The organism is Halosimplex carlsbadense 2-9-1, assembly GCF_000337455.1.
GTDB lineage: Archaea > Halobacteriota > Halobacteria > Halobacteriales > Haloarculaceae > Halosimplex > Halosimplex carlsbadense.
Genome location: NZ_AOIU01000028.1, coordinates 102,808 through 129,375, shown reverse-complemented (window position 1 = coordinate 129,375; position 26,568 = coordinate 102,808). Strand labels below are relative to the sequence as shown.

At 67.6% G+C, this 26,568-nt stretch carries 21 protein-coding genes; 14 read left to right on the top strand and 7 right to left on the bottom strand.

The window, feature by feature from the left end; all coding sequences use genetic code 11:
• The first annotated feature begins 7 nt into the window (after window positions 1–7).
• The 5 genes from C475_RS11690 (at window position 8) to C475_RS11670 (ending at window position 6,885) form a co-directional block, all read left to right on the top strand.
• Window positions 8–1,096 (top strand): AAA family ATPase, encoded by a 1,089-nt coding sequence (locus tag C475_RS11690; RefSeq protein WP_006884042.1) that lies wholly within the window; start codon window positions 8–10, stop codon window positions 1,094–1,096.
• Between the two features lie 39 nt (window positions 1,097–1,135).
• Complete coding sequence (locus C475_RS11685; protein ID WP_006884041.1) at window positions 1,136–3,880, top strand: AAA domain-containing protein; 2,745 nt, start codon at window positions 1,136–1,138, stop codon at window positions 3,878–3,880.
• A gap of 247 nt (window positions 3,881–4,127) precedes the next feature.
• Complete coding sequence (locus C475_RS11680) at window positions 4,128–4,976, top strand: phosphatase PAP2 family protein (protein WP_006884040.1); 849 nt, start codon at window positions 4,128–4,130, stop codon at window positions 4,974–4,976.
• A 63-nt stretch (window positions 4,977–5,039) separates the two neighbouring features.
• On the top strand, window positions 5,040–6,263 hold the full coding sequence (locus C475_RS11675; protein WP_049930514.1) for a lactate racemase domain-containing protein: 1,224 nt from the start codon (window positions 5,040–5,042) through the stop codon (window positions 6,261–6,263).
• Between the two features lie 157 nt (window positions 6,264–6,420).
• On the top strand, window positions 6,421–6,885 hold the full coding sequence (locus C475_RS11670) for a twin-arginine translocation signal domain-containing protein (protein ID WP_049930502.1): 465 nt from the start codon (window positions 6,421–6,423) through the stop codon (window positions 6,883–6,885).
• Window positions 6,886–6,923: 38 nt separating this feature from the next.
• Here C475_RS11670 and C475_RS11665 read toward each other — a convergent pair whose 3' ends face one another.
• Window positions 6,924–9,665: an ATP-dependent helicase gene (locus tag C475_RS11665; protein WP_006884037.1), complete on the bottom strand. Its 2,742-nt coding sequence runs from the start codon at window positions 9,663–9,665 to the stop codon at window positions 6,924–6,926.
• Window positions 9,666–10,064: 399 nt separating this feature from the next.
• Between C475_RS11665 and C475_RS11660 the strand changes: the two genes are divergently transcribed.
• Window positions 10,065–12,638 carry a G8 domain-containing protein gene (locus C475_RS11660; RefSeq protein ID WP_082223303.1) on the top strand — a complete coding sequence of 858 codons (2,574 nt, stop codon included), beginning with the start codon at window positions 10,065–10,067 and terminating at the stop codon, window positions 12,636–12,638.
• Window positions 12,639–12,708: 70 nt separating this feature from the next.
• Complete coding sequence (locus tag C475_RS11655; RefSeq protein ID WP_006884035.1) at window positions 12,709–13,485, top strand: MBL fold metallo-hydrolase; 777 nt, start codon at window positions 12,709–12,711, stop codon at window positions 13,483–13,485.
• Between the two features lie 38 nt (window positions 13,486–13,523).
• Here C475_RS11655 and C475_RS11650 read toward each other — a convergent pair whose 3' ends face one another.
• The 3 genes from C475_RS11650 to C475_RS11640 form a co-directional block, all read right to left on the bottom strand.
• Entirely contained in the window at window positions 13,524–13,970 is a 447-nt protein-coding gene (locus tag C475_RS11650; RefSeq protein ID WP_006884034.1) for a pyridoxamine 5'-phosphate oxidase family protein, read from the bottom strand.
• Between the two features lie 54 nt (window positions 13,971–14,024).
• Complete coding sequence (locus C475_RS11645) at window positions 14,025–15,185, bottom strand: sensor histidine kinase (RefSeq protein WP_006884033.1); 1,161 nt, start codon at window positions 15,183–15,185, stop codon at window positions 14,025–14,027.
• Between the two features lie 170 nt (window positions 15,186–15,355).
• Complete coding sequence (locus C475_RS11640) at window positions 15,356–16,432, bottom strand: mRNA surveillance protein pelota (RefSeq protein ID WP_006884032.1); 1,077 nt, start codon at window positions 16,430–16,432, stop codon at window positions 15,356–15,358.
• A 136-nt stretch (window positions 16,433–16,568) separates the two neighbouring features.
• Here C475_RS11640 and C475_RS11635 point away from each other — a divergent pair, with 136 nt between their 5' ends.
• On the top strand, window positions 16,569–16,754 hold the full coding sequence (locus tag C475_RS11635; RefSeq protein WP_006884031.1) for a hypothetical protein: 186 nt from the start codon (window positions 16,569–16,571) through the stop codon (window positions 16,752–16,754).
• 107 nt (window positions 16,755–16,861) lie between these two features.
• Entirely contained in the window at window positions 16,862–17,755 is an 894-nt protein-coding gene (locus C475_RS11630) for a bifunctional 5,10-methylene-tetrahydrofolate dehydrogenase/5,10-methylene-tetrahydrofolate cyclohydrolase (protein ID WP_006884030.1), read from the top strand.
• A gap of 3 nt (window positions 17,756–17,758) precedes the next feature.
• Here C475_RS11630 and C475_RS11625 read toward each other — a convergent pair whose 3' ends face one another.
• Both C475_RS11625 and C475_RS11620 read right to left on the bottom strand, forming a co-directional pair.
• Entirely contained in the window at window positions 17,759–18,478 is a 720-nt protein-coding gene (locus tag C475_RS11625) for a DUF7117 family protein (protein ID WP_006884029.1), read from the bottom strand.
• Between the two features lie 387 nt (window positions 18,479–18,865).
• Window positions 18,866–19,144: an amphi-Trp domain-containing protein gene (locus C475_RS11620; RefSeq protein ID WP_006884028.1), complete on the bottom strand. Its 279-nt coding sequence runs from the start codon at window positions 19,142–19,144 to the stop codon at window positions 18,866–18,868.
• A gap of 260 nt (window positions 19,145–19,404) precedes the next feature.
• Between C475_RS11620 and C475_RS11615 the strand changes: the two genes are divergently transcribed.
• On the top strand, window positions 19,405–19,680 hold the full coding sequence (locus C475_RS11615; protein WP_006884027.1) for a PadR family transcriptional regulator: 276 nt from the start codon (window positions 19,405–19,407) through the stop codon (window positions 19,678–19,680).
• A gap of 14 nt (window positions 19,681–19,694) precedes the next feature.
• On the opposite strand, the gene C475_RS11610 is transcribed toward C475_RS11615, so the two are convergent.
• Entirely contained in the window at window positions 19,695–20,993 is a 1,299-nt protein-coding gene (locus C475_RS11610; protein ID WP_082223302.1) for an AI-2E family transporter, read from the bottom strand.
• 105 nt (window positions 20,994–21,098) lie between these two features.
• Between C475_RS11610 and C475_RS11605 the strand changes: the two genes are divergently transcribed.
• From C475_RS11605 to C475_RS22360, 4 genes are all read left to right on the top strand, one after another.
• Window positions 21,099–22,379, top strand: a complete 1,281-nt coding sequence (locus tag C475_RS11605) for an MgtC/SapB family protein (RefSeq protein WP_006884025.1) — start codon at window positions 21,099–21,101, stop codon at window positions 22,377–22,379.
• A 106-nt stretch (window positions 22,380–22,485) separates the two neighbouring features.
• Window positions 22,486–23,823 carry a class-III pyridoxal-phosphate-dependent aminotransferase gene (locus C475_RS11600; RefSeq protein ID WP_006884024.1) on the top strand — a complete coding sequence of 446 codons (1,338 nt, stop codon included), beginning with the start codon at window positions 22,486–22,488 and terminating at the stop codon, window positions 23,821–23,823.
• A gap of 78 nt (window positions 23,824–23,901) precedes the next feature.
• The gene (locus tag C475_RS11595; protein ID WP_006884023.1) at window positions 23,902–24,681 is read left to right on the top strand and encodes a ZIP family metal transporter; all 780 of its coding nucleotides are present in this window, start codon (window positions 23,902–23,904) and stop codon (window positions 24,679–24,681) included.
• A 449-nt stretch (window positions 24,682–25,130) separates the two neighbouring features.
• Complete coding sequence (locus C475_RS22360; protein ID WP_082223301.1) at window positions 25,131–26,459, top strand: site-specific integrase; 1,329 nt, start codon at window positions 25,131–25,133, stop codon at window positions 26,457–26,459.
• The last annotated feature ends 109 nt before the right edge of the window (window positions 26,460–26,568 follow it).

The window sequence follows — 26,568 nt, the reverse complement described above, 5'->3', positions numbered from 1 at the left end:
CGTCGGTATGACCGACCAGGAGCTGACCGTCGACGAGGCGACGGCGGTGTGTCTCGACGTGGTCGAGCGGGTCGAGGAGGCCGTCGTCGTCGAGCGGTCGGTGCTGTTCGAAACGCTCTCGGCCGTCATCGCGAGGGGACACGTCCTCGTCGAGGACGTGCCGGGGACGGGGAAGACGGTACTCGCCAGGGTCCTCGCCGAGTCGCTCGGGCTCGGGTTCACCCGCCTGCAGTTCACGCCGGATCTGCTCCCCGCCGACGTGACCGGGTCGAACGTCTACAACGAGCACGACCGCGCGTTCGAGTTCGCCGAGGGGCCCGTGTTCACCAACGTCGTCCTGGCCGACGAGATCAACCGCGCGCCGCCCAAGACCCAGGCCGCCCTGCTGGAATCGATGGAGGAAGGCCAGGTCAGCGTCGACGGGACCACCCACGAGCTGCCCGAGCCGTTCGTCGTGATCGCGACGCAGAACCCCGTCGAGCAGGAGGGGACCTTCCGCCTGCCCGAGGCCCAGCGCGACCGCTTCGCGGTGAAGACCTCGATGGGTTACCCCGAGGTCGAGGGGGAGATGGACCTGCTGGACAAGCGCGCCAGCCGCCGGTCGCTGGCGCCGAGCGTCGACCCCGTCGTCGGCCCCGACACCGTCCTCGCCCTGCAGGACCTGGCCGAGGACGTGCGCGTCGACGACAAGGTACGCCGGTACATCATCGAGATCGCGCGGGAGACGCGCGAGGACGGCCGGACCGACATCGGCGTCTCGCCCCGGGGCGTCCAGCGCGTCTTCGAGGCGGTGCGGGCGGGGGCGGTCGTCGCCGGGCGCGACTACGCGACGCCGGACGACGTGAAGCGGCTGGCTCGGGCGACGATGGCTCACCGTCTGGTCATGACGACCGAGGCGACCGTCGAGGGCGTCGATCCGGAACGGGTCGTCGCCGACGCCCTCTCGGCGGTCGACGTGCCCGCCGTCTCGCCCGACGCGCCCGACCCCGGCGGGAGCGAGCGCGAGACCCGGGGCGAAGCCGGACTCGACGACCCGGGGCAACCACGGGTCGACGGCAGGAACGACGACGACCCGGACGCCGGCGACCCCCGCTAATCGACAGCGTTTTTCCCGCGGCCCGCCCGTAATCGGAGCGTGACTATTCGCGGTGTCGTCGTCGACGTGAGCGACCCGAAGACCGTCTCGACGCAGTACGGTGAGAGCGAACTCGTCGAGGTGAGCCTCCGGCCCGACCGGGGTCGGGGCGAACCGACGACCGTGACGCTGTGGAACAAGTGGACCGAGACGGCGACGTATCTCGAAGCCGGAATGGAGCTGGCGGTGACCGACCCCGAAGAACGGGAGTACCGCGGCGAACAGCAGTTCTCGACGACCGGCGACTCGATGGTCGTCGTCGAACCGGACTTCCTCGTCGACGTGACCGACGTGCGCTCGTGGGTGCAGTGCCCGCGGATGTACTACCTCAACAAGATCGGCGGCGTGCCCAACGCCTACCCGGTGGTCAAGGGGACTATCGTCCACGAGGTGTTCGGCGACCTCCTGCGTGGGCGGGACCTGGACGAATCGATCGACGAGCGCGTCGAGGAGGCCGGGCTCGAACTCGGGATGCTCGGTCGGAGCGCCGACGAGGTCCGCGAGGAGGTGCGCCAGAACGCCTCGGCCATCGAGGGGTGGCTCCAGCAGGGGACACTTACCGATCAGGACGAGTGGCGCTCGGAGATGACGCTCGTTAGCGAAACCTACGGGCTGAAGGGGCGGGCCGACGCCGTCCGCCGCGGGATGCCCGTCGAGCTGAAGACGGGCAAGAACACCAAGCGCGAGCCGCGCTTTCACGACAAGGTGCAGGCGACCTGCTACGCGCTCATCCTCGGCGAGCGCCGCGGCGAGCCGCCGGACACCGGGACGCTCCTCTACACCAAGAACGCGGCCGTCGAGCGCAACGAGGAGAGCGGCGACCTCTCGCCGGCCAAGGAGTTCTCCATCGGCTCGGGCTTCCTGAAGTTCGTCCTCCGGACGCGGAACGCGCTGGCGGCGATGGAGTACGGCGTCGACGTGCCGACGGGCTACGAGGCCGACGCCAAGTGCGAGTACTGCTTCGAACAGGACACCTGCATGGCCGTCTCCGGCCGGCTCGGCCAGGAGTCCAAGGCCGGTGTGGTCGGCTCGCCCGTCCCCGACGAAGAGCGCGAGTACTTCGATCGCGTCTACGAGTCCATCGAGCGCGAACGGCGCGCCGTCCACCGCGAGTACGCCAAGCTCTGGGAGCAGAGCCCCGAAGAGCGGGCCGAGGACGACCGCGCGCTCGTCGACCTCGAACCGACCGAACGGCGGGAGCTCGACGGCGGTACGTGGGAGCTGCGTGCCCGGGGGACCGGCGCCGTCTCGAAGATCCGCGAGGGCGACCTCGTTCTCGCCAGCGACGGCGACCCGATCCGCGGCGAGGCCGAACTCGCCCGGGTAGAACGGCTGGGCGGAGGCGCCGACGACCCCGAGTCCGACGAAAAGGGTCCGGAGGTCGTCGTCACCGCCGACGAGCCGGTCGAACTGCGCCGCCTCGACGTGTATCCCTCGGAACTCTCGACGGACCGGATGCTCACCGCGCTGCACGACGCCGTCCTCACCCAGTCGCCCGAGGAGAAGGACGTGCTGTTCGGCCGCCGCGAGCCCGAATTCGGCGAGGTCGAGGAGACGTTCGTCCCGAACAACGACGCCCAGAACGAGGCCGTCGAACTGGCCGTCGGGTGCGAGGACTGCGCGCTGATCCACGGGCCGCCGGGCACCGGGAAGACGTATACGCTGGCACACATCGTGCAAGCGCTGGTCGACCGGGACGAGCGCGTCCTGCTGTCGGCGTTCACGAATCGGGCGGTCGACAACGCGCTCGAAGCGCTCGTCGAGCAGGGGTTCACCGACTTCGTCCGCGTCGGCACCGAGAGCGGCGTCCGCGCGGACATGCAGGACTACCGGTTAGAGCGAGCGGGCGACCCCGACGAGCGAGTCGCCGAGTTGCGGGACGCGCAGGTCGTCGCGGCGACGACGGCCACCTGCGGGTCGCGGATCATGCGCGAGCAGGACTTCGACGCGGCGGTCGTCGACGAGGCCGGCCAGCTCACCGAACCCGGGACGCTGGCGGCGACGAACCTCGCCGAGCGGTTCGTCCTCGTCGGCGACCACCAGCAGCTCCCGCCGGTCGTCCAGGCCGACGAACCCGACACCGCGGATCTGCCGACCGGCGACGACGGAAATCCGGCCCCCGGTGCGACGCTCTCGCGGTCGCTGTTCCAGCGGCTCATCGAGCGCTACCCCGAGGCGTCGGTGATGCTCGACCGGCAGTACCGCATGGCCCAGCGCATCCAGGCGTTCGCGTCGCGGGAGTTCTACGACGGCCAGTTGCGACCGGCGACGGGCGAGGTCGCCGGTCAGCACCTCAGCCAGCTCGACGGCGTCGACGTGGACGCACTGCCCGTCCACCTCCGCGACCAGGTCGCGTTCGTCGACCCCGACGGCACGGCCAGGGGCAACACCAACCCCGTCGAGGCCGAAACCGTGGCCGAGACCGTCGCGGCCTACCGCGAGGCCGGCGTCCCCGCCGGAGAGATCGGCGTCATCGCGCCGTTTCGCGCGCAGGTCGCCGAGATCGGCAAGCACGTCCCCGACGCGGTGGCCGTCGACACGGTCGACCGATTTCAGGGATCGAGCAAGGAGGTCATCGTCATCTCCTTCGTCGCCACGGGGTCGCTCGATTCTCCCATCTTCGAGGACTACCGCCGCGTCAACGTCGGGCTCACGCGCGCCAAGAAGGCGCTCGTCCTCGTCGGCGACGCCGACGCGCTCGGTACCGACGACACGTACGGTCGGATGGTCGAGTGGGCGCGTTGACCTACCGATCCGAGTTTCACCGCTAGCGTCCGTCGATCGCTGGATTCCACTTTCGCCCCGTGACTATCATTTTTCAGTAGTGATCCGTCGCTTCACTTTCACCGTGTGGCTGGGATTTATATCTAGTTCCGAACCGTTTCAGTTTCACTCCGTGGCGAGGATTTATCACTAGCTTCGACGGTCGAGGCCGGCGGGGGGTGCCGGCGTGAGCGAAGTTATAAGCGGGCGGCGCGGCTCGGGGTCGGACATGTTTCGGCTGGTCGCGGCGAGCGAGGCGATCCGAAGGTCGGTTCCGGACGAGTTGGTGCCGGTGTTCGGAGTTCTCACGGTCCTGGGGAGCGCGAAGTTCCTGATGGTGGCGCTGTCGCTGGCGTACTGGAACGACCAGTCCCGACGGCGCGAGCTGCTGACGGTGGTCGGCGTCGCGTTCGTCGCGGTGTCGCTGACGCTGGCGCTGAAATACTGGTTCGGGTTGCCGAGACCACCCGCGGCCGTCCGCCGGATCGCGGCCGACCCCAGCCCCGTCGGCTTCCCGAGCGGCCACGCCATCGCGGCGACGACCGTCTACGGGGGCACGCTGGTCGCGCTCGACCGCTATCGCGACCCGAAGCTCCTCGCGGGGGCGGGCGTACTCGTCACTCTCGTCGGCCTCTCGCGCGTCGTCGTCGGCGTCCACTACCTCGGGGACGTACTCGCCGGCTTCGCCGTCGGGCTCGCGATGGTCGGCGTGGTCGCCGTCGCGCTCGACCGCGGCCCGAGCGTCGTCTTCGGTCTCGCGGTCGTCTGCGCCGTGCCGGCCGTGATCCTGACGACCGACCCCGGTGACGCGGCGCTGGCCGGCGGCGGGAGCATCGGCGGGCTCGCGGGGTCGCTGTGGCGAACTCGCGCCGAGCGGTTCCGGTCGCGAGTCGAGCGGGCCGCGGTCACCGTCGGTGGCGTGGCGTTCGTCGCCGTCGCCATCGCCGTGGTCGAGACGGTCGAGCCGGCGTTGGTCCCGACGGCGGTCGCCAACGCCGGGCTGGTCGTCGGCATCGTCGCGCTGCCGGCGCTCGTCGGGCGGTTCGACGGGTTCGGGAGCGCGTCCGCCGCCGACTGAGAACGGAGCCCCGAACCGGTGGTGACCGGTAGGCTCTCGGCGGCGGCCGTGCTACGGGCGAGCGTGCCAGTCGAACTCCCACTGGGCGAGGGATCCGTCTCCGTCTCGCTGCCCGACTGCGACGTGACCGTCTGTCGGCCGCCCGGCGGCGAGGCCGTCGACCCGCGGACGGCCGCCGAAGCGGCCGTCGACGACCCGCACGGCCCGCGACTCGCCCGCCGGATCGACCCCGACGACACGGTCGGGATCGTCGTCACCGACGTGACCCGCGCGACTCCTGACGACGTACTGCTGGACGTGTTGCTCGACGAACTCCGCGCTGCCGGCGTCGCTCGCGAGCAGGTGACCGTGCTCCTCGGCCTCGGCCTCCACCGACCGATGGACGACGCGGAGATCGACCGCGCGCTCGGTGAGCACGCCGACCTCGCAGCCAACCACGACCCCGACGCGACGGTCGAAGTCGGGACAGTCGACGGCGTCCCCGTCGAGATCAACGAGCGACTCACCCGGGTCGACACCGTCCTCGCGACGGGGATGGTCGAGCCCCACCAGTACGCCGGCTTCTCGGGCGGCGCGAAGACCGTCGTCGTCGGCGCCGGCGGCGAGTCCCAGATCGGCTACACCCACGGCCCGGAACTGCTCGCCCGCGACGGCGTGCGACTGGGTCGCGTCGACGACAATCCCTTCCGCGAGTTCGTCGACGAGGCCGGCGACCTGGCGGGCGTCGCGTTCTCCCTCAACGTCACCCACGGCCCGAGCGGCATCCTCGGCGCCGCCGCCGGCGACCCGCGAGCGGTCGTCGGCGACCTGGCCGAGACGGCCCGCGAGGCGCTCGCCGCGACCGTCGCGAACGAATACGACGCCGTCGTCGCGGGCGTCGGTGCGCCGAAAGACGCCAACCTCTACCAGACCACGCGAGCGGCGACGTACGTCGTCCTCGGAGCCCGCAACCCGCTTCGGGACGGTGGTCGCGTCGTGATCCCAGCGGCCCTGCCCGAGGGCGCCGGCGAGGGAACGGGCGAGCGGCGGTTCTACGAGTGGCTCTCCGGGGCCGAGAGCCCCGGGGCGCTCTACGACGAGATGCGCGAGGGCTACGAACCCGGGGCTCAGCGAGCGTTCGTCGTCGCCCGCGCGCTTCGGGACCACGACGTCTACGTCACGGACAGCGAGCATCCCGAGGTGGTCGAGGAGTGCCTCATGCACGCTCGCGAGTCGGTCGCCGACGCCGTCGAACCGGGCAGCGAGGTGCTCGTCGTCCCCGACGCGCTCGACACGCTGCTGGTCTGAGCGTCGGGCGCCAGCCCGTAGTCCCCTCGACCCGACCGCCGAATTTTGAACGGAGTTTGCACGGACTCCGAGCGCGGACCGAACGGAGTTTGCCGACCCTCCGACCGGAGTTCGAAAATACCTTTTCCGGTCGCCGGGCGCCGACGCGGACGAAGCCATGACTGAACACACTCGACGCAGATTCGTTCGCGGGGCACTTGCGACCGCAGCCGTCGGTGCGCTCGCAGGCTGCTCCGACCAGGGTAACGGGACGCCGACCGACGATTCCGGCGAGTCGATGGACGACTCGGACGGATCGATGGACAATTCCGGCGACGATTCGATGGACGATTCCGGCGACGACTCGATGGACGATTCCGGCGACGACTCGATGGACGATTCCGGCGACGACTCGATGGACGGGTCGATGGACGACTCGATGGACGACGGGATGGGGACGACCGACACCGAGAACGGGATGGACGACGGAACCGAGAGCGGGATGGGCGGCGGCATGGACTCGACGGAGACTGACGACGAGATGGGGAGCATGGGCGGGATGACCGAGACCGACGACGGGATGGGCGGAATGGGCGGCAACGAGACGATGGGCGGGATGACCGAGACCGACGACGGGATGTAGGCGTTCCAAGTCGCGAAACAGCCGGTTCCCGCTGGCGCTCAGCTTTCACCGAGCCCCGGCTCGGCGGCGTCGTCGATCTCCTCCACGACGCGCTCGTGGAAGCGCTGGAGCACCTCGCTCTCGTCCTCGGCGAGCACCACGTCCGAGGCCATCAGCGTCGCGAGGCCGAACGAACGGGGCGAGGGCGACCGCACGCGGAAGTGTTCGACGGCGACCTCGCCGGCCTCGACGGCCGCCAGCACGTCCTCGATGGCGCCGACGTTGAGCTTATCCTCCAGTATCTCGCGGTAGGTCTCCTCGATGACCGCGAACTCCCCCAGGTCCTCGGCGAATCCGAGCAGCATCTCGGAGTTCATCTGCTGTTCGGCGGCGGACTTCTCGTAGCCCTTGTAGCGTTTGAGGATCATCAGCGCCCGCGTCGCGTCGATCCGGAAGTAGCGCTGGAGCAGGTCGGTCCCCTCCAGGCTGGCGCGAAGGTCCTCGCGCACGTCGGCGGGGTGGATGTCGTCGACGACCCCGAGTACGTCGACCTTCCGGTTCAGGGGCATCGAGAGGGAGAAGCCGTTGTCTGCGACGGCGACCTGGACGTTGGCGTTGGCCTCCTGGGCGATCCGGTAGGCCAACAGCCGCGAGAGGCCGTCGTTGAACCGCCGGCCGTAGTTGGAGTGGACGTAGTAGCGCCGTTCGTACTCCTCGCGGTCGAGTTCCTCCTCGACGACCAGCCGCTCGTCGGTGCTGACGCTCTCGAATCCCGCGTATTTCACCTGTTCTTCGAACATCCGTGCGACCGCGCGGACGCTGTTCTCGTCCAGCGGGTACTCCCGCAGCCAGTGGCGGACGGCACCGGCGCCGCCGCGGTCCAGCTTGTCGAGCAGTTCCCGCTGGAACTGCAAGATCTCGCGGCCCAGGTCGTAGGAGAGCGGAAGCCGCTCGGAGAACCACGAGGGGACGGTCGGCCGGGCCGCCGTGGGGTCGACGTACACCTTCGACCCGCGGCGGTAGCGGTACTCGAAGTTCTGGCCCCCGAGGACGAACACGTCGCCGGATTCGAGGGTGTCGAGGTACTCCTCGTCCAGTTGCCCGACCCACTCGTCGCCCGAGCGGGTGTACACGTCGCAGGTGAACGAATCGGGGATGGTACCGATGTTGGTCATGTAGATGACCCGCGCGAGCCGGCCGCGCTTGCCCATCAGGTCGGCACCGACGGGGTACTCCTCGTAGTGGTGTTCGCCGTCGGGCGCGTCGTTGGTGTCGCGCCACACTTTCGCGTAGACGTTCTTGTCTTCCATCCCGTCGTATCCCGCCGTGAGGTACCGCATCAAGGACTCCCACTCCTCGTCCGTATACGTCCGATAGGGGTACGCACGTTCGAGGACCCCTCGGATCTCGGCCTCGGGTCGGATCTCCGCGATGGCCATGCCGTAGACGTGCTGGGCGGCCACGTCCTGGGCGCGCTCGGGGACGAACACCCGGTCGACGAACCCCTCCTCGGCCTTCTTCAGCATGACCGCGCACTCGACGAGTTCGTCGCGGTCCAGCGCGACGACCCGCCCCGTCACGGTCTCGCCGAGCTGGTGGCCCGCTCGTCCAACGCGCTGGAGCAGCGACGCGACGGATTTCGGCGAGCCGACCTGCACGACGAGGTCGATGTGGGGCATGTCGATCCCGAGTTCCAGGCTCGTCGAGGTCGTCACCACGTCGAGGTCGCCCTGCTTGAGGTCGCGTTCGATCTCCTGGCGGCGCTCTTTCGAGAGGCTGCCGTGGTGACAGCCCGAGTTGGACTCGTCGTAGTCGTCGTTGCGCTCGCGGAGGTTGTGCAACACGCGCTCGGCGCCCGACCGGGTGTTCGTGAACACGAGCGTGTTGGTGTGTTCGCCGATCAGGTCGTGCAGGTCCCGATAGAAGCGGTCGGTGACCACGTCGGGCGGCGTGTTCACTAGGTCGTCGGTCGGACACGTCAGCTCCATGTCGAACTCGCGGGCGAAGCGAGCGTCGACGAGTTCGTACTCGCGCGGGTCGCCGCCGGGCGACGCCCGGCCCACCAGGAACTCCGCCATCGCGTCGAGCGGTTCGACCGTCGCCGAGCAGCCGATGCGGGTCGGCGAGCCGTGGGCGAGCGCCTCCAGTCGCTCCAGCGACACCGACAGGTGCGTGCCCCGCTTGTTCTCCGCGAGGCTGTGTATCTCGTCGACGACCACGTACTCGACGGTCCGAAGCTTCTCCCGGAACTTGGGTGAATTGAGGAGGATCGCGAGCGTCTCCGGCGTCGTGTTGAGGATGTGCGGCGTCGTCTGCAGCATCTTCTGGCGCTCGCTGTCGCTCGTGTCGCCGTGACGGATGGCGTGGCGGATCTCGGCGTCTTCGCCCCGTTCGTCGAGTTTCTCGGTGATGCCGTCGAGCGGCACCTCCAGGTTGCGGTGGATGTCGTTGGCGAGCGATTTGAGCGGCGAGACGTACAGGCAGTAGACGGAGTTTTCGAGCCCCTCGGCGCGCTCGCGGCGGAAGAGTTCGTTGATGATGCTGGTAAACGACGCCAGCGTCTTGCCCGACCCCGTCGGCGCCGCGATGAGCGCGTTCTCGCCCTCGTGGATGAGCGGGACCGCCTCCTTCTGGGGTGGCGTGAAGAAACCGCCGTTCTCGGGGACGAACGCGCCGAACTGCTCGACCCACCACTCCCGGACCGGCGGCTCCAGCAGGTCGAGTACGTCGCCGTCGTCGATCGCTGCGTCGGCGGCGTCGACACCCACGTCTGCCGCGTCCAACAGCTCGCGTCCTCCCATGTGGCCTCGGCTCTCCGGTTAGCACCGCGCCGTCAAGTGGGTTTGGACCGCGGGGTGAAACTGGTCCGACTCCGAGACCGGTCGGTTCGTGACTTCCTCGCTCGCTGTGGACGGACCGACTTCCGACACCCACCGCTCGCTCGTCGCGTCGTGATGCACTCCGCCCGAATCGAGAGAGTTGTTTGTGTATCTGGATGTTAAAACTTAATTGACTGGCACTAAATCGACGAGATGGGACGCTCGATAGGGGGACCCGTGCTGCAAGGGGGGGAATCATCGTCACGGCTTCGCGTCTCCGCGTGCGAGTAGCGGTGGATCCGTCGTGTGAGACGACCCAGAGCGGTGCGGCGTTCGTTCGTCGACGTCCCGGACCCGACAGAACGAACACGCACACCAACAATGTCAGATAACAGTAACAACGACGCGCATCGGGGGGCGCTGAACAGGCGACGCTTTCTCCAGGCGGCTGGTGGTCTCGTGGCTGCCGGCGCCCTCGGAGCGGCGACGGCAACGGCACAGACAGACGGCGAACGGAGCAAGTGGTCGAACCCGGAGACGTGGGACGGCTCGCCGCCCGAACGGGGGGACAAAGTCACCATCGAGGAGGGCGACCACGTCGTGCTCGACACGAGTCCGCCGCCGCTGAACGGCGTCCTCGTCAACGGGACGCTCGAATTCGCCGACGGCTCGATCGTCGAGTCTACCGACGATAGCAACGGTGACGGCGGCGACGACGAGAGCAGCGACAGCGGTGACGGCGGTGACGACAGTAGTAGCGGTGACGGAGACGGCAACGACGGCGGTGGCAGTGGAAGCGGTGACGGCGGCGATACGGGCGCGGAATCGTCCTGTGCGCCCGCTTGGGATCCCGAGACGGTGTACAGGGACGGTGACGAGGCGACGTACGACGGCACGCGCTGGGAAGCCGAGTGGTGGACCAGAGGCGACGAACCGGGCGCACGTCGCTACGGGCCCTGGACGGAACTCGGACCGTGCGAGGAGACCGGCGACGGGGGAGGCGACGGCGAGAGTGCCGAGGCGTCGGTCGGCGTCGACGCTCCCGAGACGGAGAGCGCCGACGACGACGCCCGCTTCGACGGTGACGCGGCCGCGTGCGCCCAGCGGTGGCGACCGAGCGACTCGCACGAAACCGCCTACCGGTCCGGTGACGTGGTCTCGTACGGCGGCAAAAACTGGGAAGCCCAGTGGTACACGCAGGACGACGAACCGGGCGAGGCGCAGGTCTGGCAGGAGGTCGAGTCCTGTTCGATCGTTCCGGGGGGCGACGACGGGGAGGACGTCGACCTGGAACTCACGACGACGTGGCTGCTCGCCGAGGGGTCGAACGCACTCGTCCGCATCGGCTCCGAGGACGACCCGTACGAGCACGACGCTCGGATCGCGCTCGTCGGACTCGGCGGCGAGAACGTCCGGGGCGAGGGCGCCGAGGCGATCGGGACGAAGCTCCTCGGCACCTGGGACGGCGGGTCGATCGAAATCCACGGCGCCAGCCGGGACAAGACCGACTGGACCCAGCTCGACGCGCACGCCGACGCCGGTACGGAGACGCTCACGCTCGCGAACGCGGCCGATTGGGAGGCGGGCGACCGGATAGCGATCGCGCCCAGTGGCTCGGACCCCTGGCAGGCCGAACGACGGACGGTCGCGTCCGTCAGCGGGAATCAGGTGACGCTCGAAGAACCGCTGGACCACGACCACTACGGCGCCGTCGAGACCCACGCCGGGACGGAACTCGACATGCGAGCCGAAGTCGGACTGCTCACGCGAAACGTCGAACTCCGCGGCGACGACCTCAGCTACGCCGACCGCGACCGCGGCGTCGACTCGGAGTACGCCGCAGGCTTCGGCGGCCACGCCATCTTCGCCGACCCGGGTCGGGTTCGGATCGAAGGGCTCGAAGCCTTCCGCTGCGGCCAGAGCGGGCTCCAGGCCAGGTATCCGCTGCACTTCCACCACGCGGGCGACCAGGAGGGGTCGTACCTCAGGCACAACAGCGTGTGGCACAGTTTCAACCGCGGTATCAACGCTCACGGGACCGGCAACGTCGAGATCGAGCGCAACGTCGTGTTCGACACGATCGGCCACTCCTACCTCGTAGAGCAGGGCCTCCCGGAGGAGGAAGGCAACGTCTTCAGGGAGAACCTGGCGATGCTGACGAAGGTCGTCAGAGAGCGCGACCGCGCCTTCGGTGGGAATTTGGCGAACCCGGGCGACGTGCGTCGTCGGCCTAAACAACAGAACGCGTTCCGACCGGCCGCGTTCTGGATCTCCAACCCCAACAACACCCTCGTGGGGAACCACGCCGCCGGCGGCTACGGCGCGATGGGCTTCTTCTACGACGGTCACGACGAGACGGACGTCGGACTCGACGCCGCCCAGTTCGACGTCCAGTTCGAAGACAACGTCGCTCACTCCTATTCGGTTCGCCCGCAGCGGCAACTCGACGGGTACACGGGAGACGTCGGCGAAGACGAGCTCCTGCGCTCGTGGCGGATATCCCACTACCAGCACATCTGTCAGGGGATCGGGCTGATGATGCAGCTCGAACCGATGGAGATCGACCCCGACGAGATCCCGAGCGACCGGTCCGACCGACTCGCCGGCTTCACCGCTTACAAGTGCGAACACTCGGGGGTCTGGACCGAGTTCCAGACGTCCGTCCTCGAAGACAGCGTGATCGCGGACTTCAACATCGGCCACTTCGCGATGGGCGGCTCGGAGACCCGAAACACCGTGTTCGTCGGCCGTGACGGGACCGACAACGACATCGCGCCGCCGCCGACGCGGTTCAAGACGGGCGGCCCCGACCTGGAGGGACCGGCGATGCACGACGCCACCAACGGCGGTCGGTACGAGAAGGCCGAGCCGACCACCTCGAACGTCGAGTACGTCGATGTCGACCGGCGGCACAACAGTCGACTGACGCCGTCGGCCCGGACGACCGACGAGTAGCGGTCGTCCGCTACGTCCGGTCGCCCCGGACCCACGACACGATTTTTACGATCGCGCCCGACTGGCGGATATGCGCGTCACCTTTCTGGGCACGGGGAGTGCGATGCCGACCGGCGAGCGGTTCCAGACCGGCATCCTGCTGGAATCGGCCGGCGGAACGCTGCTCGTCGACTGCGGCAGCGGCGTCCTCCACGCCCTCCAGCGGACCGACGTGGGCTGCGAGGGCATCGACGCCGTCCTGTTGACCCACCACCACCTCGACCACGTCTCCGACCTCCTGCCGGCCCTGAAAGCCCGCTGGCTCGCCGGCGCGACCGAGCTGACGGTCGCCGGCCCCGAGGGCACCGAGGAGTTCGTGACGGACCTGCTCGGCGTTCACGACTACCTTCAGGACCGGATGGATCTGGAGTTTCGCGAGGTCGGTTCGGAGTCGTTCTCGCTCGCGGGCTTCGACGTGACCGGCTTCGAGGTCCGACACTCGATGTACTGTCTCGCTTACCGGTTCGTCCAAGCAGACGCGAGCGGGGGGTCCGACGGCGAGTCGGCGTCGTTCGTCTTCAGCGGCGACACCGAAGCGTTCCCCGAGTTGGTCGACTTCGCCGACGGCGCCGCCGTGCTGGCCCACGACTGTTCGTTCCCCGACAGCGTCGACGTGGACAACCACCCCACGCCGAGCGAGTTGGGTGCGGCGCTGGCCGACGCGGACGGCGAAGTCGGTCGCGTGTACCTGACCCACCTCTATCCGCACACCGACGGCCACCACGACGAGATGCTGGATTCGATCGGCCAGCGGTACGGCGGCGACGTCCGATTCGCCGCCGACGGGTTGTCGCTCGATATCGACTGACCTGTGTCCCCGTTCGGACGACGCTCGTGGCTAACCGGTCACTCTCCGCCCATCCGGTCGGAGAAGTCCCAGGTGTAGGCGCGGTCGACGTCGACGCGGATGCGCACCTCGTCGCGGTCGGGCGAGAGGAGCGAGCGGGCGAGTTGCGAGTCGGTGTCCCCGAGGTACCGTTCGACGAGGTCGCGGAGGACGGCCTTGTCCTCGTCGGGAGCGATATCGGCGGTCCCCGCGCCGCGGACGCCCCGGTACGGAACGTCGTTGGTCGATATCTCGAAGGCGACGTCGGCGTTCTCGCGGAGATACTCGACGATCTTGGCGTTCGCGCCGGTGGCGCATTCGAGGGCGCCGTCGCGGTAGCGATACCACAGCGAGAGCATCCAGAGGCCGCCTCGCGGTGTGCGGGTCGCGAGCCGTACCGGGATGGTCTGCTCGTCGAGGAACTGTTCGGTCCGGTCGCGGTCCCAGTCGCCGGTGAGTCGATCCATCGAGAGGTCTCTACCGGAGCGTGGGGCGGCCGGCTGATAAATCTCGGCCGACGGTCAGACCCGTTCGAGCGTCACCCGGAAGTCGGCGCCGCCGGCGTCGCTCTCGCGGACTTCGACGGTCCCGCCGTAGGACTCGGTGAGCGCGCGGACGAACCCGAGGCCGAACCCGGTCCCCTCGCTGTCTTCGCCCTTGACGCCCATCTCGAAGATGTCCTCGCGCAGGTCGGGTTCGATACCGCTCCCGTCGTCGGCCATCCCGACGACGAGGCGGTCGGGCGCGGGCGTCTCCGCGTAGAGGTCGACGGTCACGTCGCCGTCGTTGTGGACCGCGGCGTTGGTGAGGACGTTGGTGAACACCGAGTCGACCAGGTCGCCGGCGTAGACGCGATACTCGAAGTCGGCGGGGTCGAAATCGACCGAGAGGCTTTCGTACTGGTCGGCCGCGTCGCGGACGGTGGCTTCGAGCAGCGGGCGCAGGTCCCGGGCGTCCGGTTCGTCCTGCGCTTCGAGCGTCGAGACGAGGTCGCCGACGCGCTCGATGAGGTCCGCTGAGTTGCTGGCGGCGCGTTCGATCTTGCCGACGTACTCGCCCGCCTGGTCGTCGTCGACCATCTCGGAGACGGCATTGGCGAACCCGGCGATGATCTGCAGGTCGTTGCCGATGTCGTGGCGGAGCAGGCGGTCGTACATCTCGACCATCTCCTTGCGAGTCTCCAGATCCTGGCGGGCGCGTTCGAGGCGCTCGCGCGACCGGATGTTGCTGATCGCCGTCGCAGCGTGGGTCGCGAGGATCTCCATCGGTCGAACCACCTCGTCGCCGAACGCCTCGTCGCTCGACGAGCGGACGACGATCACGCAGATCGGTTCGTCGACGATCCCCTCGGGGACGGCCAGCGTGGCCGTGGTGTCGGCGCCGTCGCCGAACCCCGCCTCCTCGCCGCTGACGGTGATCGTGTCGCCGGTCTCGTGTGCCTCCCGAGCCACCTCGCCGGGCGTCCCGCCGGCGGAGACCTCGGGGTTCGTGCTCCCGACGACGTGCAGGTCGCCGTCGCGGACCTCGACGACGGTCACGTCGGTCAGCTCGAAGAGGATCGTGATCGCCTCCAGCGTCAGCGAGACGACCTCGTCGACGGACTCGCACTGGTTCAGCGCCTGTCCGTACTTGTTGAGGTCGGCGACCTGCCGCGCGAAGTCTTGGCGTTGTTCGAATCCCATGGCGACCTCTGGGTAACTATCACATCTTCGGAAACCTGCAGGTAAATCCTTTCGGCGCGGTTATCAACTGTGAAACGGACCAGGATCGCCGTCACGGCGCGGTCACGTCCCGATCGACGCGAGCGGACTGCGGGCGGAGTGCGGGCGGACTCCGAGCGGACTGTGGGCGGTCAGTCGATCCGGTAGCGCAACAGCGCGGCGATGCCGCCGAGGTTGCGAAGCTGCTGGCCGGGGTCGAACTCGCCGGAGAAGACAGTCACCTCGCCGCCCTTCTGCTCGGTCGTCTCGATGACGGCGTCGACGTCGATGTCCCAGTCGCCTTCGTCGCCGCGTTCGGCGCGCAGGCGCTCGTCGAGGACGAGCAACTGCTCGATGGCGCCGAAGTCGGCCGCCTCGGCGACCTGGTCGGGACCGTAGGCGACCTCCGACCCCGTGGCGATGCGCTCGGTCAGCTCGTCGACCAGGTCTGCCTCCGCGGAGATGCGCGTCTGGGTCTGGACCTCGTCGACGGCGCCGCGCTTCAGGACTTCGTGGACGCCTCGGTCGCCGACGCCGGTGGTGTCGACGGTCGTGATCCGGTCGGCCAGGTCTCGCTCGTTCTCCTCGATGTAGTCCAGCGCGTCCTGCTTGGTGAATCCGGGACCGGCGAGGATGACCGCCTCCACGTCCATCCGAGCGAGGACCGTGGCCAGTTCCTCGAACAGTTCCTCGCGGGGCCGGGCGCCGTCGCCCCACGCGGCCTTGCCGGTCGGGCCGGTGATCGAGGCGCGCTCCTCGGTGCCGTACTGGGCGACGGTGTGGACGTAGGCTTCGCCCTCCTCGACGGTGGCGATGGCCACGTCGGGGTTCTCGGTGGCCTCGACCGCTTCGCTCAGACGGTCGTCCTGGTCGGGCTTCCAGACCTTCTCGACCTCCAGCTCCTCGAAGGGTTCGAGGTTGAGCGTGTGGTGGAAGTCGAGCTGGTCCTCCCGGGAGCAGTCGACGATGACGCCGCCGACCCGGAGTCGGTTGGCGAACTTGGCGAACTCCACGTCGTCGACCTCGAGTTCGATCCACATGTGCTCGCGCTCGCCGCCGGTGTCGCGCATGTCGTCGTCGTTGCGCTGGATGCGCCGCGTCGTGTCCCCGGAGACGAGATCGCCCGGCTCGACGATGTAGGTGAGGTGCCAGAGGTCGTCCAGGCTCTCGGGGACGAGGGTGACCCGCTCCCGACCCTCCGTCGTCGGGTGACGGTCGTTGACCTGCATACTCACATCTCTCCCTCCGGCGGCAAGTGTGCTGTTATTCCGCGGCGGCGCCTCACTCGGAGCGTCCGCGACGGCGACCCCGGCGCCGCGCCCGCCCGCTACGTTCTTTGCCGTGCGCGCTCAACTGTTGTTGACCGTGACAGAACCCCCTTCCCCGGCCGGCGGCGGCGCGTCGCTCGGTCCGAACGACCCCGTCGAGGAAGCCGAGGGCTACTCCCGGACGGTCTATCGGGAGTGTGACCTCTGCGAGTCGCTGACCGACCTCACCGAGTCCCACGGGCTGTTCGTCTGCGGGAGCTGCGAGGAGCGGCTCCTCCCCTGACCGGGCGGCAGCCCGCGAGCGGCGCTGCCCGCCACTGTGTCGACTGTGTCGACTGTCCCGGCCCTGTTTCCGGGACCTTCTTGCCGTCCCCGCTCGCCTCTCGAAGTATGACCGAGATCATCGACGGGAACGCGGTCGCCGAGGACGTGCGCGCCGACGTGAGCGACGCGGTCGACGACCTCGCCGACGAAGACGTGACACCCACGCTCGCGACGGTGTTGATGAGCGACGACCCCGCCAGCGAGACGTACGTCTCGATGAAACAGAACGACTGCGAGGAGGTCGGCATCGACACCGTCGACGTGGACATCGACTCCGACGCCGACGCCGCGGAGCTGTACGACACTATCGACGAGCTGAACGCCGACGACGACGTGAACGGCATCCTCGTGCAGATGCCCGTCCCCGACCACGTCGACGACCGACGCGTCCTCCGCAGTATCGACCCCGAGAAAGACGTCGACGGCCTCCACCCGGAGAACATCGGCCGGCTCGTCGCCGGCGACGCCCGCTACAAACCCTGCACGCCCCACGGCATCCAGCGCCTGCTCGCAGCGGCCGACGTGGAGACCGAGGGCAAGGAGGCCGTCGTCGTCGGCCGCTCGCGGCTGGTCGGCAAGCCGATGGCGAACCTCTTCATCCAGTACGGCGACGGCGGCAACGCGACGACGACCGTCTGTCACTCCCGCACCGAGGACCTGGCCGCGAAGACCCGTGAGGCCGACATCCTCGTCGCCGCCGCGGGCGTCCCCGAGATGATCGACGGTTCGATGATCGGCGAGGGCGCGGTCGTGATCGACGTGGGCATCAACCAGGTCGACGCCGACACCGAGAAGGGTTACGAGCTGGTCGGCGACGTGGACTTCGAGAGCGCCGAGGAGAAAGCGTCGGCCATCACGCCCGTCCCGGGCGGCGTCGGTCCGATGACCCGCGCGATGCTCCTGTACAACACCGTCAACGCCGCCGCGCTGCAGTCGGGCGTCGAATCGGCGCTGGACTGACAGTCAGAGGTCGATGTCGAACTCGTCCAGTCGGCGCTGGGCCTCGGCGAGGGCAGTCTCGTCGTCGTCGGCCAGCGCGCGGCCGACGGCGCGGACGACGTAGACGAGTTCGCCCGCGGTGCGGGGGGACACGTCGCCGTCGAGCGCCTCGATCCGCTTCTGGTGGTCCCGCAGCGTCGTCAGCAGCGACCGGACGGTCGCGTCGGGGTTGTCCTTGAGGTACCGTCGCAGATCCGAGCGGTAGGCGTCGACCGCGCGGGCGTAGGCGAGGCCGCGAACCGACCGCATCGACTCGGGCACCTCGTCGGCGGGCGGGCGCTCGCCCGCGTCGGCGCCGCGGAGCAGTTCGAGGAAGTAGTACTCCTCGTCGTCGGTGAGCCGCATCGCGCGGGCGACCTCTTCACCCGCCAACCGCAACTCGACGGCCGCGATGTAGGTGTCGTCGAGCGGGCGCAACTCGCCGCCGCTGACGAACCCGCACTGGCGAACGTACTCCCGGCAGCGCTCGGCGGCCGCCTCGGCCACGTCTGCGAGCGACTGGTCGTCGAGGAGGGCGCGGATCTCGGTCAGGTCCAGCCGGGCGTTGCCGGCGGTGTGCTCGGTGGGGTCGTCGAGCCCGACGCTCCGGATGCTCCCGCAGTCCGGGCAGACGACGCTCCCCGTCTCGTAGTACGACCAGCGAGTGCCACAGGCTCGGCACTCGCGCTCGCCGCGGATCTTCATGGTCGGTCTTGCGCCCGAACGCCTAAAGTCGACGCGGTCGAACCGACGATAGACACCCGTGAGCGCCACTCGCCGGCACCCCGGAACGTCACTCGACCGTCAGACGGCGAAAGGGCCCTAGGTCGGTACTTTTAAGTTGCTCCCGGCAAGAAATACAGATGACGCTTCGCTTGGAGGGCCGAAGCGTCAGCGGGGACCAATTCAGGGCGGCAAGCGTTCGCGTGGGCTTTTCGCCCACGCGGCGCTTTCCATTCCTTTCGTGACACCGACTCGCCAGCCCCGGCCGAGTCCGGTAGCTCGCAGTTACCGCCGCGGAGCGGCCGCTCCGTCGTCTCCGAGTCTCCAGCGGTTCGCGTCGTTCGAAAGCGCCCGTTCGGGCGGCCGCAGTTACTGAATAGACAGCGAGTCGCCGGACATCTCTGCGTCCTCGTCCCATTCGAGTTCCAGTTCCAGGCCGAGCTCGCCGACCCCGTCGGCCGGTCCCTCGCGCTCGACTTTCACCTCGAAGTCGACCTCGCGCGGCACGTCGACCGTGACGGAGTCGGCGCCCGTTTCGAGCGTCAGCGGCTCGCCGGTCTCCAGCCGGTCGGCGATAGTCCGGAGGTACGAGGCCACGTCCGTCCGGGTGAGTCGTCGCTCGTCTTCGAAGAGGACTGTTTCCACCATACACGTCCTACGCGCCCGGCGGAGATAAGTGTCTACCCGCGCCCGGCAACCGGGCCCGCCTCGACCGACGGCCGGGAGCGACGTCTCGACACCGATACCTGAAATCCATCGAATACGACGGTTACCCCGTTCACATCAGGACCATTATCAATCAGAGAGCGGGTAACGCCGAAGTAATCCGGACGTTCGAATATTCGAGCACGCTCATCAGTCGACATATTTATCAATATCCGACAGTAACTTACACACGGACATTACCGATGTACGACCTGACAGGATTCCAGCGTGACTTGCTGTACGTCATCGCGGGGAAGGACGAACCACACGGGCTCGCGATCAAGGAGGAACTCGAGGAGTACTACGAGAAGGAGATCCACCACGGCCGGCTGTATCCGAACCTGGACACGCTCGTCGACAAGGGGCTCGTCGAGAAGGGCCAGCGCGACCGCCGGACGAACTTCTACAGTCTCACCCGACGCGGCCGCCGCGAGATCGAGGCGCGCCGCGAGTGGGAAGAGCAGTACGTCGACCTTTAGTCGCCCGCGCCCGCTCAGCCGTCCGACGACCGGGACTGGTCGGACGTGTCGCCGCCCGCGCCGGAATCGGCGTGCCCGCCGCCCGCAACCGAGTCGCTCTCCGAACCGCTCGCGCTCGTTCGCTTCGCTTCCGACGACTCAGCCGCTGCACCGTCGCCCTGGATCGCGCCCGTCTCGGTCGCGTCGTCGTCGGCCGACGCCCCGGTCGGTGACCCGTCGTCGCCGCTCCCGCTGCTATCGCCGCCGTCCGCCGGTCGGTCCCGGCCGAGCAGCGCGGGGACGACGACCCGTCCGAAGTGCGTGAAGAAGACCAGGATCATCGGGCCGAGAAACAGGCCGTACCAGCCGAACAGCAGCGGACCGAGGATGTACGCGAACATGACGCTGCCCGTGTGGAGCGACCCGCCGGTGACGTACGGCCGGACGAGCAGGTCGGGGATGACGTCGACGATCAGGAACGAGACGACGACGAACGCCCCGACGAACACCCAGCCCGTCCCCTCGGAGAACGCCGTCGCGGCGAGGTAGACCGAGACGGGCACGTAGACGAGCTTCATCCCGACGACGGGGACGAGACTCGCGATCCCGGCCAGCAACCCCACCAGCGCCGCGTAGGGAACGGCGACTTCGGGCGGTGCGAAGATGTTGAGAACGCTGTAGGTGATCGCGCCGACGGTCGCCGTGACGACGGCGTTGAGGATGTTGCCGGCGAAGATCATCTCGAGGCTGTCGTCGACCTCGCGGGCGAACGTCTCGAAGACCGTCGGGCCGTCACCGTCGAACCCGGCCACCCACTCGGCGAGCCTGTGGTCGTCGCGCAGCAGGTAGAACGCGACCGCGAACATGACGAACAGGTGGAGCAAGCCGGTCCCCAGCAGCCCGAGATAGCTCGTCCCGCGCGACAGCGCCGAGCCGACCAGGTCCATCCCGCCGGCGCCCTCGAAGACGCCGCGCGGGTTCTCGACGGCCTGCGTGACGTTCACGTACGGGTCCGCGATGGCGATGTACTCGCCCAGATCCGTCGTGCCGGCGAACTCCTGGAGCTCCTGAACGCCAATGGCCGTGGCGTACAGCAGGAGCAACACCGCCGGCAGCGCGAGCGCGACCAGCGCCAGCGCGGCCGAGACGGTCGGCTGGCCGATCCGGTCGCGGATCTCCCCGTGGACCCGCCGGGTGGAGTAGTAGATGAACAGCGCGAACACGAAGGTGCCGACGAACGAGTAGAACACCCACAGCAGGGCGAGTCCGAGGACCGCCCCTACTGCGGCCCAGCCGATCCGTCCCCAGTTCGGGTTGAACTCGAACTCCACCATCGTTCGCGCCATGTAGCGGCGACGACATAAAACGGTCAGGTCGGTCACGGACCGGGCGGTGGTAACGGCCCGCTATTTATACGTGCGAACGGCATACGTCGGGCAGTGTTCGGAGTCGCGCAGTTCTCGTCGATTCCGCTGGACACGGAGGTCCTCCAGATCACCCTGGCGGGCGTACTCGGACTCTTCCTCGGGCTGGAGCGCGAGTGGTCACACAAGTCCGCCGGGGTTCGGACGTTCTCGCTCATCAGCATGCTCGGTGCCGCGTTCACCGTACTCGGCTCGACCCCGCTCGTGGTCGTCGGCGGCGTTCTGGTCATCGTCCAGGGGACGTTGCTGGCGGTCAGAGGCCTGCTGGCCGACGACGAGGACGAGGATCAGGGGCTGTCGCTGACAACCTCGATGTCGATGCTGGTCGCCTACGCCGTGGGGACGCTCGTCGCCTCCGCATACACCCTGGAGGCGGTGACGGTGACGGTCTTCTCGGCGCTGTTGCTCGTGCTCAAACGCGAGTTGCACAGTTTCGCCTGGGGGATGACCCGGACGGAACTCCGGTCGGCCGCGGAGTTCGCCATCCTCGCGTTCGTCGTCTACCCGCTGTTGCCCGCCAGGAGCTACGAACTCGGCGCCGGCGACCTGATGGTCGAAGTCGAACCCCGCGTCGTCTGGCTGATGGTCGTCACCGTCGCCGCCATCGGCATCGTCAACTACGCCATCGTCCAGACCTACGGCAGTCGCGGTATCGCCGTCACCGGCTTCTTCGGCGGGCTGGCGTCGTCGACGGCCGTCGTCGGCGCGATGCTCGACCACGTCGAACAGCGCCCGGCCGTCGGCTCCTACGCCGTCGCGGCCATCCTGCTGGCCGACGCGGCCATGGCCGCCCGCAACCTCGTCATCGCACTCGCTTTCACCTTCGAGACGGGGCTGTTGCTCGGCGCGGTCGTCCCGCTCGGGGCGGTGATACTCGGGAGCGTCGCCATCGCGGGCTACACCGCCGACTGGTCTGAGAACCTCGACATGGACCTGGAGAGTCCCTTCTCGCTGCGGAACGTCCTGAGCTTCGGCGGCCTGTTCCTGGTCGTCATCGTCGCCGGGGGGCTGGCCGCCGCCGAGTTCGGCCGGCTGGGCTTCTACGTGACCGCCGCGCTGACGGGGCTGGTCTCGTCCGCCGGCGCGACCACCTCCGCGGTGATCCTCTACCGCGGGGGCGGCCTCTCCGCTGAGGCCGCCGTCTTCGCCATCCTCCTGGCGACGGCCTCCAGCATCGTCGTCAAGGCGGGGCTCACCTTCGCCGGTCCCGACCGGGAGTTCGCCGTCAAGACCGCGACTGCCAGCACGGTCCTGCTGGTCGCCGCCGGCGCCGTCACCACCGCGGCGACGATGTGACCGCGCCCGCGGTACCGCTCCCGCGAGCCGACGGTCGACCGCCGACGGCGTCGGGCGACGAATGCCCGTCAGATCACTTAACTGCCGACTCTCCTTCACTGTCGACATGGACAGGGACACGGCGGAACCGGCAGTGTCGTCGATCCCCGGCGAGCGCGCCCGGGAGTGGGTCGAGTACCACCACGAGTCGGCCGCCCCGAGCACCTACGTCTACGACTTCGTCTGGGACTACACCGAACCCGCCGAGGGCCCCTTCTGCACTGACGTGGACGGCAACGTCCTCATGGACTTCACGAGCCACGTCGCCGCCTCGCCGCTCGGGTACAACAACCCGAAGCTGATGGACCGGATGGCGGAGTTCGACCTCGTCGACCCGATGAAGATCGCCGGCCAGGACTTCTACGCCGCCAGCGGCGAACTCGGCGACCACCCGTTCCCCACGCCCGCGGACCTGATGGACCGGCTGACCGACCGGAGCGACCACTACGGCATGGACACCGTCTTCCTCTCGAACTCCGGCGCCGAGGCCGTCGAGAACGCCATCAAGATCTCCTACGACCACACCGGCGCCGACTACGGGATCACCTTCCAGGGCGCCTTCCACGGCCGAACCCTCGGCGCGCTCTCGCTCAACCGCTCGAAGTCCGTCTACCGCCGGGAGTTCCCCGAGATATCCAAGGTCCACGACGTGCCCTTCTGCGACGACCGGACCTGCGACCCCGAGAGCTGTTCCTGCGGCTTCTTCACCGGCGAGGGGTCGCAACTCCGGAAACTGCTCGACCCCCAGCGCGGCGCCGTCCACCCCGACGACGTGGCCTATCTGATCGTGGAGCCGATCCAGGGGGAGGGGGGCTATCGCTTCCCGAGCGACGCGTTCGCCGAGGAGATCGCCGACATCTGCGAGGAACACGACCTGACGCTCGTCGCCGACGAGATCCAGTCCGGCGTGGGTCGTACCGGCGAGTTCTGGGCGTCGGACCACTACCCGTTCGACCCCGACGTGATCGCGAGCGCCAAGGGACTGCGCGTCGGCGCGACCATCTCCCGCGAGGAGGTGTTCCCCGAGCAGACCAGTCGGCTCTCCTCGACGTGGGGCGCCGGCGACATCGTCTCGGCGCTCCAGGGCGCGCTCACGCTCGACGTGATCGACGACTACGACCTGATGGACAACGCCGTCGTCCGCGGCCGGGGGTTCCTCGAAGCGATGCGCGACGCCGGCCCCGAGAGCGTCGTCGACGTTCGCGGCAAGGGGCTGATGCTCGCCGTCGAGTTCGATTCCAAGGAGCGTCGGGACGACGTGCAGGCCGCGGCGATGGGGCGCGGGCTGTTGACGCTCGCCTGCGGTCACAAGACGTTGCGGATCCTGCCGCCGCTGGACGTGACCGAGCGGGAGATCGCCCTCGGCGTCGATCTGCTGACCGACGCCATCGAGGACGCGGCCTGAGACCGCTCGATGCCGGAAGCCCGCGGTTACCCCGAGTAATCCGCCAATAGAAATCTGAAGACGGGCCGACGAACGACCGTGATATCCGTCGTCGCCCCGGTCGGTCGCGGCCTGGCGGCCGTTCCCGGTGGCACCGGGACCGCCTTGCAGTCGGGGACGAGCGGCCTGCTCGCGAACCCCTGGTTCTACGCCGGCTTCTCCGCGCTGGCGCTGCTCGTCGGGTCGGCCGTCGGCATCTGGATATCGCCGCCCCGTAACTGGCAGGCGACCCTCCTCGCTATCGGCGGCGGCTCGCTCGTCGTCTCGCTCGCGTTCGAGCTGTTCGAGCCCGCGTTTCGGAATATCGGCAGGTATCCCGCTTCGGGTTACTTTCTCGGCGGGATCGTCGTCTTCGGGACGCTCGACGTGGCCATCGACCGCTGGGCCGACGACGAGACCCAGGAGCGGGGCGTTGGCCTCTGGGCCAGCGTGACGACCGACGGCGTCCCCGAGAACGCTGCGATGGGCTCGCTGCTCGCCGGGAACGTCTCCGGCGCGCTCGCGCTGCTGTTCGGACTCGCCGTCACCAACGGTTCGCAGTCGATGATGTCCGGGACCAACATGGCTGAGAACCACGAGGAGTTGAAAGTGATGGCCGGGTGGGCGGTCACGGCCGTCGTCGTCAGCGGCGCAGTTATCGCCGGCTACCGCGTCCTCCCGCCGCTGCCCGACTACTGGATCGGGGCGATCCGGTCGTTCGCCGCCGGCGCCATCCTCGCCAGCCTCGCCGGCGAGATCTACCCCGACGCCTACGAGGAGGCCGGCCCGTCCATCACGCTCGCCACGTCCGTCGGGTTCCTCGTGACCTTCCTGCTGTGAGAGCGGCTCCGGACGGGACGGTGGCTCTCGCTCGACAGTCGCGAAATTTGTCTGCTAGTTGACTGAGGCACCGGAAGATCTTCACTCGCTACTGAGCGAGGCGGAAGAGTATGTTGTCGCGGACGACACATAGGTAGCTCTTCTGCATCGAGCATCCGGCGCCGGAGGCGCCGGTTCACGCGAGCTGCGGAGCCGCCCGCGGTTTTTCACCCCTGTTTTTGGACCGGGAGTCTCCTCGCGTGCCTTCGGCGCCCTGCGGGGGAACCCCCGGTCCAAAAAGATGGCTTAGAACTGATACCGCCGGTCGTCGGGGTCGCCGGTGCCGGTCTGAGGGAGGTCCGCGCCGCCGGTCATCTCCTCGAAGGTCATGCCCGAGAGGTACTCGTCGTTTAGTCCTACGGAGTTGGAGAATACTTACAACTAAGTGGGTGGCCCATATTGACAATCGCATGGGCATTCAGTCAGAGAACTTGAAGCGTGAATTGGAGAAGATAGAGGAAGATAAGTCGGATTTTGCCAATCCTGAGTGTTCTGAGGCTATCAAACACTTCACACAGGCATATTACGAGGAGAACGTTATGGCTTCCCCGCCGGACGGCGAGCAAACGATTGCGGCCAGCACCTTAGCAAACTATATTCAGAACTGCCGGCGGTTCGCCTACGATGTTGACTTGCTGGATACTTCGGAACTAAAACTGAAAGAACAAATCCAGCAGTTCAAGGACGGCGATCACCCGGATGTGAAGGATGGTGGGCTAACAAACGGCAGCGTGCGCCTCTATTCGATTGCTCTCCGCAAATTCTACAAACTCCATGATGTTGGGATAGATCCCGAAGAGATCCCGATACCGAAACAAGAAGATTCGCCAGTCGACCCCGACGATATGCTCACTCGGGAGCAGATCCAAGAACTACGGTCGGCTGCACGAAACAACCGCGACTTAGCACTGTTCGATTTTTTGCTCTATACCGGCCAGCGAGCCAGTGCGACCCGGACGCTCAAAGTCAAGCACCTGAAACTTGACGAGGGGCGGTTTACATTGAATGAAGAGGCAGAGGGATTGAAAGGCGCAAATGAAAACGGCAAATGGCGTGATTTGCTGTTATCTGAGGCTACAGTTCGCCAGTGGCTTCAAACCGGCCACCCGAACCCGGACGACCCAGAAGCCTACGTATTCTGTCCGTTGCCTCAATTCGCTAATGGTGGCCCATTCAGTGAGGATCGGAATCTGAGCGACAAAGAGGTAGCGCGGACGCAGATGGGTGAATCCAGTGTATACGAAACGCTCAAGCGAATCAAACGGCGGACAGATATAGACAGACCACTCAACCCCCACGCACTCCGGCACAATTTCGTTACGATAGCCCTTCGCCGTGGTATGCCAGAAAGTGCGATCAAACACCAGTTGGGCCACGCGCCGGATAGCAGAGTCATGGAATCGACGTATTCCCATTTGAAAGACAGTGACCATATCCGAGAAGCGCGGGAAGCCTTTGATCTGGAAACGGACGACCCGGACAGCGAGCTTACACCGGAAGTGTGCCCCCAGTGTGGGACTAATCCGCCGGAGAACGCCCGTCTCTGCCATATCTGCGGGTTGGAGTTTACGCCCGACGCGAAGGAACATTCTCAGGAAGCCGACGACAAGGTGAGAGAATCCTATCAGGACGTAGATCCCGAGAACATGGATACCGTCGACAAACTTCAACTGGTAGACGACATTCTAGATGATCCCGAGGTGAAGGACATGATGATTGACCGCAAAGAGGACGAATAGCCGTTTTCCGACTTGTGAATGAAATCGGAACCGAACCCCGTGGATAGGTGGCTATATCGTTCCTATCGCCCCTGGCGACCGGCGCTTATGTTCCGACTTGTTCTAACAA

Excerpts from the sequence above, each read along its gene's own strand:
- C475_RS11690 (WP_006884042.1), top strand. The coding sequence starts at position 8 with ATGACCGACCAGGAGCTGACCGTCGACGAGGCGACGGCGGTGTGTCTC.
- C475_RS11680 (WP_006884040.1), top strand. The coding sequence starts at position 4,128 with ATGTTTCGGCTGGTCGCGGCGAGCGAGGCGATCCGAAGGTCGGTTCCG.
- C475_RS11670 (WP_049930502.1), top strand. The coding sequence starts at position 6,421 with ATGACTGAACACACTCGACGCAGATTCGTTCGCGGGGCACTTGCGACC.
- C475_RS11665 (WP_006884037.1), bottom strand. The coding sequence starts at position 9,665 with ATGGGAGGACGCGAGCTGTTGGACGCGGCAGACGTGGGTGTCGACGCC.
- C475_RS11660 (WP_082223303.1), top strand. The coding sequence starts at position 10,065 with ATGTCAGATAACAGTAACAACGACGCGCATCGGGGGGCGCTGAACAGG.
- C475_RS11655 (WP_006884035.1), top strand. The coding sequence starts at position 12,709 with ATGCGCGTCACCTTTCTGGGCACGGGGAGTGCGATGCCGACCGGCGAG.
- C475_RS11650 (WP_006884034.1), bottom strand. The coding sequence starts at position 13,970 with ATGGATCGACTCACCGGCGACTGGGACCGCGACCGGACCGAACAGTTC.
- C475_RS11645 (WP_006884033.1), bottom strand. The coding sequence starts at position 15,185 with ATGGGATTCGAACAACGCCAAGACTTCGCGCGGCAGGTCGCCGACCTC.
- C475_RS11640 (WP_006884032.1), bottom strand. The coding sequence starts at position 16,432 with ATGCAGGTCAACGACCGTCACCCGACGACGGAGGGTCGGGAGCGGGTC.
- C475_RS11630 (WP_006884030.1), top strand. The coding sequence starts at position 16,862 with ATGACCGAGATCATCGACGGGAACGCGGTCGCCGAGGACGTGCGCGCC.
- C475_RS11625 (WP_006884029.1), bottom strand. The coding sequence starts at position 18,478 with ATGAAGATCCGCGGCGAGCGCGAGTGCCGAGCCTGTGGCACTCGCTGG.
- C475_RS11620 (WP_006884028.1), bottom strand. The coding sequence starts at position 19,144 with ATGGTGGAAACAGTCCTCTTCGAAGACGAGCGACGACTCACCCGGACG.
- C475_RS11615 (WP_006884027.1), top strand. The coding sequence starts at position 19,405 with ATGTACGACCTGACAGGATTCCAGCGTGACTTGCTGTACGTCATCGCG.
- C475_RS11610 (WP_082223302.1), bottom strand. The coding sequence starts at position 20,993 with ATGGTGGAGTTCGAGTTCAACCCGAACTGGGGACGGATCGGCTGGGCC.
- C475_RS11600 (WP_006884024.1), top strand. The coding sequence starts at position 22,486 with ATGGACAGGGACACGGCGGAACCGGCAGTGTCGTCGATCCCCGGCGAG.
- C475_RS22360 (WP_082223301.1), top strand. The coding sequence starts at position 25,131 with ATGGGCATTCAGTCAGAGAACTTGAAGCGTGAATTGGAGAAGATAGAG.